Source organism: Bacteroides sp. D22 (assembly GCF_000163675.1).
Classification (GTDB): Bacteria; Bacteroidota; Bacteroidia; order Bacteroidales; family Bacteroidaceae; genus Bacteroides; species Bacteroides xylanisolvens.
Genome location: NZ_GG774797.1, coordinates 348170 through 359719, shown reverse-complemented (window position 1 = coordinate 359719; position 11550 = coordinate 348170). Strand labels below are relative to the sequence as shown.

Below are 11550 nucleotides of genomic sequence, written 5' to 3'. Positions count from 1 at the left end.
GAGACTAGGGCGATGAACACTATTTCGTTAGACTGATATATTTTATTCTTATCATCTCTTACATCAGGAATTATAGCTGAAAAGGCTTGAATGGTCATATTGCGGTAGGGATTAATATAGTAGATATGCAAATGTAATGAATTATATTCACACAGAGAATAGGAACAGAAGATATTGAAAAATACAGGAAAAAAACTATCTATTTAGGGAATAATAAAAGCTAAATTAACATGTACAAGTTATTGAGCGTTCGCCCTGGCAGCCCGATCAATCCCTGGCAATATTCTCTGGAAGCACGTTCCACACCGTAATCCAGATCGGCAGCATATTTCATACCCGGCTCCACACTGATTAGATCTTCAATCAGAAACTCCAGAATCTCGTTGCGGTCTGTCACTCCTACCTGAAAGTTATCAGTAGACTCTGACGGTTTTGTAACAAATACCACATCTCCAAACGTACGGATCAAATCCAGATAAAGCGTAGCCCGGAGGGTTTTAATCTCTCCGTACATGTGTTTCAACTGTTCGCTGGCTCTGCCTTGCAAATACAAAGGAGAGTTTTCAATTCCCTCAATGATGTCATTAGACACATTAATGGCAGAATAAACAGCATTCCATGTATCGTTCAGAGTGCTCCAATAAGGCTTCACATCAAAACAACCGATGTCCGATCCGGCAGAGTTGACCGTATTATTGCTGAAAGAAGACATCTCTACATCTGTATTCGTATTTAAATTGTAGGCAAATGCTCCTCCATATATCTGATCTCTGGTCATTGCCGAATAAACATTAGTAATCAAAGAATTGATTTCATCTTCCGACTCGAAAAGATACTCGGGAGTAAATCCTGCCGGAGGTTCCACATCCAGAAAGTCATTGCAGGAAGACATCGACAGTCCCAGGCAAACAATAGCCGAATATATTAATTTCTTATTCATAGTTCTTCTGTATTAATTGTTAAAATGTCAGTTGCACGCCAAAAGTGTAAGTACGGCTTCTCGGATAAGCATCATGATCGATATTCGGTGTTAATCCGGTAGCGATATTTACTTCAGGATCGTAGCCGGAATAACCTGTGATTGTCCAAAGATTATAGCCCGACATATAAAAACGCACTTTGTTCAATCCGGCTTTACGAGTCCATGCCTGTGGGAGAGTATATCCTAGTGTAAGAGTATTCAAACGTAAGAATGAACCGTCTTCAATAGCATACGACATCGCAATGGGACGTCCGATAGAGGTAGGATTCCACATCGTTGCATTCTCGTTGAACTTCGCCAATGCTTCCGGATTGTAACGGATTTCATTTCCCATATCATCAAAATTACGCCAACGCTTGTCGGAAGCAACATCCATACTAAGATTATTGCCACTATTATCATACCAGGTAGTCATCATGATTTTATTTGCATTATACACATCAAAACCATACATGAAGTTAAAAAACATACTCAAATCAAAACCTTTATAGGTAGCGTTCAGTCCGAATCCTCCCGAGAACTTAGGAGTCGTTTCACCAATGACAGTACGGTCGTCATCCGTAATCTGATAAGGATTAGCACTATTCTCATCCACCGGAGTCAACTTCTTGAATTTAGCATTACCCGGACGTGGTGTTCCCGACAACGGGCTGGAGTCCACTACTCCGTCTTTTAGCTTCCATGTTCTGGCTGTAGAATCAAATGACTCGAAATCATTCATTGTATAAAAGCTGTCATTCACAAATCCGTAGATAAGACCGCTGGTTCCGCCTACGCGTGCCCGGTAATCATCGGTATTGAGCAACTGTGTCCCTGCCCATCCGGAAGACAGAATCCATTCATTTTCTCCACTCGACAGTTTATCGATTTTGTTCTTATTATGACCGATATTAAAAGTTGCATTTAAACTAAAATCGTTGGTTTCAATAATATATCCTGTCAATGAAAGTTCAATACCTTTGTTGGAGGTCTGCCCTACGTTGCTCATGAGACTCGTATAACCAGTATAGCCGGGAATATCCGAAGGAACGAGCAAATCTTTTACTGTATTCCAGTAAATATCAAGCGAACCGCTCAATCTTTCTTTGAAGAAACCGAAGTCCACACCCAAGTTTCGAGTGATCGTTGTTTCCCACTTCACATCCGGATTATAAAGATAACTGGTATTGTAGAAACGATAATAGTAACGGGAAATTTCTCCCCATCCCGCCGGACGGTTACTGCTTACCCCATAATATTTGGCATACAGGTCGGCAGGAATCCGGTCGTTACCGGACGTACCGTAGCTCAACCTCAATTTCAAGTTGGAAACAATCGGGCTGTCTTTCAGAAAATCCTCATTAGACATACGCCAGGCAATAGCAGCTGCCGGGAAAAATCCCCAACGATTGCCGGAAGCAAATTTTGTAGAGCCATCGGCACGCAACGTCAATGTCGCCAGATATTTATCTTCATATCCATAGTTGATACGGCCAAAGAAAGAAGCTATACGCGAAGGAGATCCCGCTGAAGAAGAATTCTCATAAGGCGTACCCAACGCCAAGTTATCAAACGCCTTCTCCGCTGTAGTATTGGCTGGGAAATAACGGGTAGTATATGTCTTGCCTTTTGTAACATTATGTTTCATTTCCTGTCCGATCATTAAGCGGAAGTCATGTACATCATTCAACATGAAGTTGTAATTCAACACATTGCTTAATTGCCATTTGGAATTCTGACTCATTCCCCATTCTACAAACGGCTGATTGTTATGGCTCCGGGCCGTGCCGGTATCTATTCCCCAGAAACGACGATTCTCTGTTGTACTATATTCATAACCAAATTCCGAACGGAAAGTCAGTCCTTTCAAAATATCCCAAGTCAATGCTCCCATCGTATTGAACGTTTTTGAAATTCGTTTCCGGTAGTTTCTCTCCGATTCCTCTATCGGATTAAAACGTACCTCTTCATCGTAGGACTCCGGATCGAAATAGGTATTATCTTCCGGCAAGGTCATGTATTCGTCCAATCCCCTTGTAGGAGCTTGACGGAGTGCAGAAAGCAAGCTCACTCCTTCCGTTCCGGAACCGTCCACCACTTTATGTACCACACGCGTACGATATTCAAAGGTCAGTTTATCAAGAATCTTAGTATTCAACGTCATATTCAGGTTGTTCTGCTTCAGTCCGTTGTTCACCATTACACTTGGCTGATCCTGATGGATAAAAGAGAATTTATATTTCGTTTTCTCCGTACCTCCATTCAGGCTGATATCTACATACTTAGCTACCGGATTGGTACCGAACACTTCATCTTGCCAATCCGTACCTTCGTCACCCTGATAAATATACAGTTCATTGGCCCTGCCATACCTATCAAAAAAGCCGGTAGGATTAGAACTTCTCTGACGCTCGTATTCATACTGCATCAGTACGAACTCATACGGGTCCATGACATCCAGTTTGTTCGACAAAGTCTTGGTTTGCAGGTAAGCATTTACATTGATGCTCACCCGTCCTTCCATTGGCTTTTTAGTGGTAACAAGAATAACGCCGTTCGCACCACGGGCACCATAGATTGCTGTTGAAGCAGCATCTTTCAATACTTCGATAGACTCCACATCAGTGGGAGGAATATCATTCAGGCTTCCAACTTCAAAACCATCCACCAAAATAAGCGGAGTGTTATCCTGCGTAATAGATCCTCCACCACGAACAAGAATCTTTATTTCTGCATCCGGCGAACCGTCTACGGAAGTAATCTGTACACCCGGAAGTTTTCCGACCATGGCTTCAGCCACTGAAGCTGTCGGAACCTTCTCCAATACCTTTCCTGACACACTGGCAATTGCACCGGTCAAATTTCCCCTCTTTTGAGTGCCATAGCCTATCACAACCACATCGTCCAACTGTCCGACTGCTTCTGTCATCTTAATAAGAATACCTGATGTACGCCCTTTCAATGGCTCTTTTATTTCATTCATCCCGACGTAGCGAACCACCAGTACAGCGGTTTTCGCATTGGGAACATTGATAGAAAAATTCCCGTCAAGATCTGTCGTAGCTCCAATGGTTGTTCCTTCTACCATCACCGCAGCTCCGATAACAGGTCCCAAATCATCTGTCACCGTACCGGTCACAACCTGGGCGGAAGTGCCTACCGCCACCAGTAGGAGAGTAAAAATACTTATGATAATTTTATTCATTACAGTATAAGTTTTTAGTTACATATTTAAGTAGACAGCTTTTATTCCACTGTTCCTCCCTGAATTTGGGCATGAACAATGTGCTGTACCAGATTGTGGAGATAAACCTCCAGATTTGAGTAGCGGGAATTAAGCGTGAAACCGGAAGCGTCTGCCGAATTCTCTTTATCCAGCCCATACGCATCTTCCCAAATATCAGGTATTCCGTCTCCATCCGTATCTTTCAAGTTTGCAGATGATATACCGTTACCCGATAGCTCCGGCCAGGCACTCACCGCACCCGCAGGTTTCACATCATCCGGAAGATCGATCAGCCCCGGTGAATCTCCCGCATTGGGAGTCACACTACCGATGTAGGTTGCTGTTCCGTTCCGGGTTTCCATGGCAATTCGGTCGTCAATCAGATCACGTCCCTTCGAGCATCCTGCATAATCAACTACAAGATCAAAGGCCTGCTGTGCAGAATGAGTGGTTACTCTACCGGTTGCCAAAGGAGTGGTGAGATGCATTTCTGCTTTTACCTGGTCATTGAACGTATCGTCACATCTCGAGTTATCAATTTGCCCATAGATACCTTGCGTCCAATTGTCCGCTGTCACCTCGGCATTGCCTTCTACCACGTTGCCATCTACATAGAACGTACCCCATTTGTGCATCATCGGGAACCATGCATTCGGTGTTCCATCTTCCTCATGACAATAATCATAAGTGCGGACTCCAATTCCGGCAATCCGATAACGGACATAATTGTTCGGAGTTGCCGGTCCCGGCTTATAATAGTTGTTCACTATGTTCACGTTCATACCTTCACCGCCATAACAACCGTTTCCACCCCAATTGTAGAACACATTGTTACGCATATCCATATATTCGTTCTCCTGTGTTTTAGGACGAGGGCCAAGACGGGGCACGCGGCTTCCGTGATGTGCCAATAAATTATGATGATAAGACACATTCGTACCTCCCCAGTTTCCACCGTAACCATGCGTACCTTTGCCGTGTCCTGCTGTACGGAGACTTTCCGAAGCAATACACCATTGAACAGTCAGGTTTTCTCCACCATATACTGATAAGCACTCGTCAACACTCCAACTAATGGAGCAATGGTCTACAATAACGTTGGTATTTTCCATGCCTCCCAATCCGTCAGGCTCACCGCCACTCTCATTACCGACACGAAAACGCAAATAACGAAGAATGATATTATCCGCTGCCAGAACTACCGGATAGCTGGCAATACAAATTCCTTGTCCGGGGGCTGTTTGCCCGGCAATAGTCAGATTACCATATCGAATCCTCAAATCACTTTTCAGGAAAATCGTACCTGCCACATCGAACACAATGGTACGGGTGTCCCGCTGATTGATGGCATAGCGTAAGGTTCCTTCCTGCTCACCGTCTTCCAAAGTGGTCACATGATACACTTTTCCGCCACGTCCACCGGTAGTGACACGTCCAAAGCCTTCCGCTCCGGGAAATGCCAATAAAGTAGCTGCATCGTCACCGATAGTCATATTGGCTTTACCATACTGGAGAATATCAACAGTTTCTTCCAATGTGACATTTTTCACTGTTACTTTAGCATTTCGAGGAAAGTCCGTTTCATTATCTTCTATTTGCAGTACAATCTGTGAAGAGGTAGAGGCTTCCCGATCCCAAGTAATCCAGGATTCTCCTGTTTCAATCGTGTATTCGGCACCGTCAAATTCTCCTAAATCAACGGGAATCGACAGCATTTGGTAACGATAAGGCAGGACAAATTCTTTTGTCGTCAGTTCAAGAAAGGCTTGTGATACTTCTTGAGTCAACTCAACGGTTCTATCAAGTACATAATCACCGGTAGTCTTGAAAACAATTTTTCCTACTCTTTCCAATCCGTTATTCGGTGATATGGAAAAAATGCGTTCATTACTTGTAAAAGCACGTGTTCTTCCCAAAGCATCTTCTTCTACAGGCCGTATCCAAGAAGCGCATTCTTCGTCAATCGATACCTCCCAGTCTACATTAGCCACTACCGTAACAGAGAACTCTCCTCCTCTGAAGGAGAGTTTTTCTTTTGAATAATCAAGTAATATATCCGGGTCTCCTCCTAATTGCTCTACGGCAATTTCTTTTTCAATGGTAGTGTTTCCCGACTCCTGCACGACTTTAATCATGCCTTCGCGTTTCTCTCCTTGCGTATTGTCTGTAAAAAACAGGCGCAAGTCGGCACTGCCGTTACCAGTTGAGCGGGAAATGCTCAACCAATCTCCGCCACTTGTCACGGAAGCACTCCATTCACCGGTGGCCGTCACAGAGACAGTATATGATCCTTGTATATTAGAAAGTTTTACACTCTCTTTGGATAGTTCCAATGAATTGGCAATCAATGCTTCATCAGCCTCATCCGAGGAACTACATGCCCCAAATACACAAGATAATAGTAATATGAATATAAATGATTTCATGTATTAATTCTTTATCTGTTTTTTATATTACTCAAGCCAATGCGGATCTCCGATACGTTTCGTGTATACCTCCGAACTCTTATCTTTGACAATCAGATTTCCGGTTGCGGCATCTTCGAACAATTCGTCTTTAGTTACCGTAGCAACAGGTACTTCAACTGTATCAACTCCCCAGTTACTTAGGACAAAATCACTGGTGCGATAGTTATCAGAAAAATCTTTCACCACTTTTCCATCAAGATACATCCATCTTCCTTGTCCCGATTCTGTGGTTCCTGAGAAGAGACAATTCTTAACTGTCAATTTCAATTCCGTCATTGCACTACCTGTACGCAAATCAAAGAAAGTCATATTGGCAGGACCTAAACGGACGAATGTACTATTCTCTAACGTAATATTCATATTCTCTTTTTGGTTTCTGGTTCCGCCGATTAACGTGTTTCTCAAGCCCTGTGTCACAGTATGAACCGTAGAATTTCGTATAGTAATATTATAAATCGGATTATTGTTTCCCAGACTTATCATCGAATAATTCCTGTCACCGGCATTGAAGTTCAGTAACCGGCAGTCATCCAATACAAAATGATCCACTATTTGCTGATCGTCTGTTGAAATCTCGGCATACCACATACTACGTCGCAGGCCGTTTATATCACAACTCTTAACTGTCAGTTCTTTTACATGGAAAGAAAGTTGCGCCAGTCTGAACATATAGTCGTCCGTGACATTAATATCCATGCCTTCGAAACGTAAATAATCCAACTCTCCATTGATAGAGGCATTACCCATGTTCATAACGGTCCGTGTTTCGCCTGTCGAAGGCTCTTGTCCTAGTATTGAAAGCGGCTTCTTTATTTCCAAACGGCCAAGTTCATAGGTAGTTCCTGCTTTCAGGAAAAGTCGTACTTCTGTCACTTCCTCATTATCGAACATTTCATTGCAAAGGTTGCGCAAATTAGTGCCGGGAGCTGCATAAGTATATCCTTCCGGTACAATAATCGGCACCTCCGGAACTACAGTTTCTTCATTCCAGCCTTCAGAAAGTATAGTTACCGTGTAATCTTGAATAATCGGGTGTTCCGTATCATTTAACGGGAAATCAATTTGTGTCGTATCATTAGGATGAATAGGGAAAGAACCGTCCATCGGCTTGGATTGAATGACATTTCCCTGATTGTCCAAATAATCGATACGGACATTTACTGCCTGCCCGATAGTAGAGGTTTCAAAAGTGACAAAATCATCCGTATAGTTTACACCACCAGTGGAGGTAGCTCTGTCGCGCACCAATTCGACCGGTGACTCTATGAAAGAGGCATCCGCCACACGATAGCCCGATATAGGAGCAGAAACAATGGCACGTACCGTCGAATAACTCTTGTCGGACTTTTTATCCGTCGCTCTCAACCGGAGTACACCGGTACGGCTATACATACGGATACTCAAAGGAGTATCGAAAGGCGAACTGTACTCTACCGGAGAGGAGATTTCCACCTTTCTTCTAGCTTCGGGGTCTTGCTCGATAACCAGTTCATTCAAATTGACAGGCGAGGGAATCAACTGTTCAGGAGAAGGAGTAGCCACCACCTTATAAGTGCCATTCTCCAACGGAAAACGATAATGAGAAGTATAATTCGCCACATACTCTCCGCTACCGGCATTATAGATGAAAAGCGGCTTTGTATTAATTCCCACATTCACAAACCATTCATCATCATTCAAAAACAACTCGATCTGCTTCACGACAGAAGTTTCATATCTGTCTTCCGAACAGGCAGACATACCAAACAGGACGGCTAATCCCACTAAAGAATATAGTATATTTTTCTTCATAAAGCTTTCAATTAAAAATTATATTCCTTGATAGTCAATCCTTGATTAATAGCAGTCTTTAATATACGATTACGAGTAAAAGACTCCTGCAAATAACTTTCGTCCAGAACCGGTATGCTGACTACCGTATGTTTAGAAGTTTCAAATGTGATATTCGTATCTAATACACGCTTTGTACGATTCACTTCTTGCCCATCCTTTATATAAATAAGATCTAGTCCGGTAGAATTCTGACCGGTAGTCGGAAAAGAATAAACGGATGCACTGAAACCTGATGCAAGATCTGCACTGACTTCCACATCTTCTTGTATACACTCGCCAGTGTTCACCATATAACCGATGCCAACATTGGTAAATACCATGTTCAGCCTGTCAAATTGAGTAATAGCCGCAATATCTTCTCCGCTTTCGGCTGGTTGAAAAGTAGCTTGCCCCACAATTCTTTTTAATTCCAAGTTTACCCGGCTGACCGTCCGATCTGACATGAACTCGGTCACTTCCGAAAGATAAATTTCTTTTTGAGCCTGTAAATCTTGGTAAAGAATCACTTTAGAAAGACTATCTGTTCTTTCCAAACGGTCTGCATTAGCCACGGCAAATGTTTGAAGTCTTTCTCCTAAAGGAACGTCCACTTCCAAATTACCGTCATTCAAAGGAAGATTCTCTCCATAAACCAGAGAATCTGACAAATACACATAAATACCAATTTCGGTTATTCCATGAGCAGCAAACGTTTCAAGGCTTGCTCTTGTAAAACGGAAACCAACGGTTTGAACTTCAGGTACATTTGAAGTATCAGAATTCCATTCCTCATCCGAGTTCTGCGAACAAGAGACAAGAAACAGACACAATACAAGAAATGTATTAATTAGATGTTTCATAAATATTAGTTTGTATAGTTTTAAAAATATAATTATAAGTGATAATTCTATTGCCTTTTTATAAAAGGAAAATAAAATTCTAAGGAGGCTTTACTATCAGGCGCAATAAATTCATGTTTCTCATTTGATTAGATTTTCATTATACATTTATGGTTCTATTCTCACTAAAGTAAATTCTCTAGTCTTTCACGAGTGCAAATTTGAGAAAATAGATGAGAAACAAAGAGTAAGATTTAGTAGAAAAGGAGTAAAAAACGGACTTGGTTCAAATAATACACATTACCTATACAGATACATATAAACGTCCTACTCCCTGAATGTTATCATCTAACATTCAGGGAGTATAAGTACAAAAATAATCCTATTAAACGAAAGTTATCCAGTTACTATTTGTCTTGTGAGTCTATCTTTTCCATCAAACCATTTAGAAATTAATATCCAGTCATCAGGTAGATTCTATCTATATCCCCAATCGTTCTTTCAGCAACCGGTAACCGGAAAGGCTAACCCGAAGTTTCACTCCATTCTTCAATAGTAACTGATAGGTTTCTTTTCCGAAAAGCTCGACCCGGGAAATCTGCGTAACATTCACAATCGTAGAACGATGCACCCGAACAAATGTATCCGGAGAGAGATGAGTTTCAAAATACTTCATGGTCTGCTCTTTCAAGTATTCGCCTGTGGGGGTTATCAGCATCACATAATCTCCACATGCTTGTATGTAAATCAATTCGTCTGCCTTCACCAAATGAATCCGGGAGCCGTCTTTCACTGTAATACGATCTATCCATTCAATGGGTGATTCTTCCTGCTGTTCAGCCACATTCACCTGATGTACAGCCAGTTCTTTTTCCAGTTCCTGGTTTTGTACTTCTTCTTTTGTGACTATCAAGCGGTACCATAGAGTAATGGCAATTAAAACCGGTAGTCCGAACAATAACCGGAAAGGGATTGTCTGCGCAAAAGGAACATAGGACACTCCTACAATTCTCACCATTATGTCACAGACCATAAAACTTCCTGCCAGCCAAAGCAGACTTCCAACGATAATCATAATTACATCCGTCTGGAACAACGAGACAAGACCGACCACAAACCATGCCAGATAGGCGATAGCCGCCAACCAACCGATCGTTACTATTCCATCTACCAAAGCGGGAAGATAATCGTTTCCGGTGTATCCACAGACTAAAGCTACTTGGAATACAACCAGAATCAATGCCAGCACCAGCATCGGAATCCAACGAAAAGGAGATTCTATAATCGGATGTGCTTTCATACGCTAGCCTTTAACCTCCAAGCCTCCGAAAGAAAGTGTTCCCCGAATTACCAGCACACTCTCCTTATTTATATTTCCATTCTGCCAACGTTTATCATCACATCCTCCAAAGAAAGCATTGCATTTAAACACGACTTTCCAGTCAGAAGGAACGTATATCTCAACTCCTCCCCAACTGCAATCCAAATCTATGTATGTTTCTCCGGGTGCAATATGGGTATGGCGCAAATCAATCGTTGTTCCTCCGAAGGATGTGCGAATAACAGCTCCTTTAAACAATTCGTCAAGTACCACGTGACGGGCAGCTCCCCAAACATTCTCGGCACGTAGAAAACCATCTACTGACTCTGACTGCTGTTGTTCACTTTCAAAGTTCATGCCGGGTTGTCCCTGATGCATCTTCATCCACTTCTGACGGTGCTGCATGGCATGATGGTGCGCCCAGTGCCCCCGCCTGTTCTTGCCGGATTTAAAAAAGAATAAGACACCTGCTGTTATCAGAGCGATAGGCCATACCATTGCCTGCGAATTTTCAGGCAACCATGAAAGCCCTCCAATCAAAAAATACACACCTATCAGCAAAAGGATGATTCCACCGATGAAATGGCGGCGAATCATAGAATATATACCTAATATAATAAGGAGTGAATGCCAGGACACGATCATATCGAAGACTTCAGATGTAATCCATCCCATATTACGGGCAAACAGCAGAATCCCGGAAAGGATAAAAAGCGAAGCTATCAGTATTTTACCGGAAAAGCCTGTAGCAGTGGGAAATTTTTGTTTCTCTTCCATTGTCTCTATTATTAATTGATTAATGGTTCAAAGATACATCATTTCCCACTGCTTCTACAGCCTTTTCTGTTGATTTCCGGTATAAATTCCGATGAATACCGGATAAAAACCGGTGAAAAAATCAAATTATAAATCTCTGATGCGTA

The 11550-nt window shown here is 42.3% G+C and carries 7 protein-coding genes; all 7 read right to left on the bottom strand.

Going from position 1 to position 11550, the window contains the following annotated elements:
* Positions 1 to 220: 220 nt before the first annotated feature.
* Positions 221 to 940, bottom strand: coding sequence for a RagB/SusD family nutrient uptake outer membrane protein (locus HMPREF0106_RS20165; RefSeq protein WP_009039076.1), 720 nt, complete (start codon positions 938 to 940; stop codon positions 221 to 223).
* A gap of 19 nt (positions 941 to 959) precedes the next feature.
* Positions 960 to 4166 carry a SusC/RagA family TonB-linked outer membrane protein gene (locus tag HMPREF0106_RS20170; RefSeq protein ID WP_009039075.1) on the bottom strand — a complete coding sequence of 1069 codons (3207 nt, stop codon included), beginning with the start codon at positions 4164 to 4166 and terminating at the stop codon, positions 960 to 962.
* 41 nt (positions 4167 to 4207) lie between these two features.
* The gene (locus HMPREF0106_RS28200) at positions 4208 to 6613 is read right to left on the bottom strand and encodes a BACON domain-containing protein (RefSeq protein WP_009039074.1); all 2406 of its coding nucleotides are present in this window, start codon (positions 6611 to 6613) and stop codon (positions 4208 to 4210) included.
* Between the two features lie 27 nt (positions 6614 to 6640).
* A complete protein-coding gene (locus HMPREF0106_RS20175; protein ID WP_009039073.1) occupies positions 6641 to 8446 on the bottom strand; it encodes a DUF5123 domain-containing protein in 1806 nt (601 codons plus the stop codon).
* A gap of 11 nt (positions 8447 to 8457) precedes the next feature.
* On the bottom strand, positions 8458 to 9327 hold the full coding sequence (locus tag HMPREF0106_RS20180; RefSeq protein WP_009039072.1) for a hypothetical protein: 870 nt from the start codon (positions 9325 to 9327) through the stop codon (positions 8458 to 8460).
* A gap of 460 nt (positions 9328 to 9787) precedes the next feature.
* Complete coding sequence (locus tag HMPREF0106_RS20185; RefSeq protein WP_009039071.1) at positions 9788 to 10606, bottom strand: LytTR family DNA-binding domain-containing protein; 819 nt, start codon at positions 10604 to 10606, stop codon at positions 9788 to 9790.
* 3 nt (positions 10607 to 10609) lie between these two features.
* On the bottom strand, positions 10610 to 11404 hold the full coding sequence (locus HMPREF0106_RS20190; RefSeq protein WP_008642166.1) for a LiaF transmembrane domain-containing protein: 795 nt from the start codon (positions 11402 to 11404) through the stop codon (positions 10610 to 10612).
* Between the last annotated feature and the right edge of the window lie 146 nt (positions 11405 to 11550).

Coding starts and splice junctions, on each gene's coding strand:
- HMPREF0106_RS20175 (WP_009039073.1), bottom strand. CDS start 8,446: ATGAAGAAAAATATACTATATTCTTTAGTGGGATTAGCCGTCCTGTTT.
- HMPREF0106_RS20180 (WP_009039072.1), bottom strand. CDS start 9,327: ATGAAACATCTAATTAATACATTTCTTGTATTGTGTCTGTTTCTTGTC.
- HMPREF0106_RS20185 (WP_009039071.1), bottom strand. CDS start 10,606: ATGAAAGCACATCCGATTATAGAATCTCCTTTTCGTTGGATTCCGATG.
- HMPREF0106_RS20190 (WP_008642166.1), bottom strand. CDS start 11,404: ATGGAAGAGAAACAAAAATTTCCCACTGCTACAGGCTTTTCCGGTAAA.
- HMPREF0106_RS20165 (WP_009039076.1), bottom strand. CDS start 940: ATGAATAAGAAATTAATATATTCGGCTATTGTTTGCCTGGGACTGTCG.
- HMPREF0106_RS20170 (WP_009039075.1), bottom strand. CDS start 4,166: ATGAATAAAATTATCATAAGTATTTTTACTCTCCTACTGGTGGCGGTA.
- HMPREF0106_RS28200 (WP_009039074.1), bottom strand. CDS start 6,613: ATGAAATCATTTATATTCATATTACTATTATCTTGTGTATTTGGGGCA.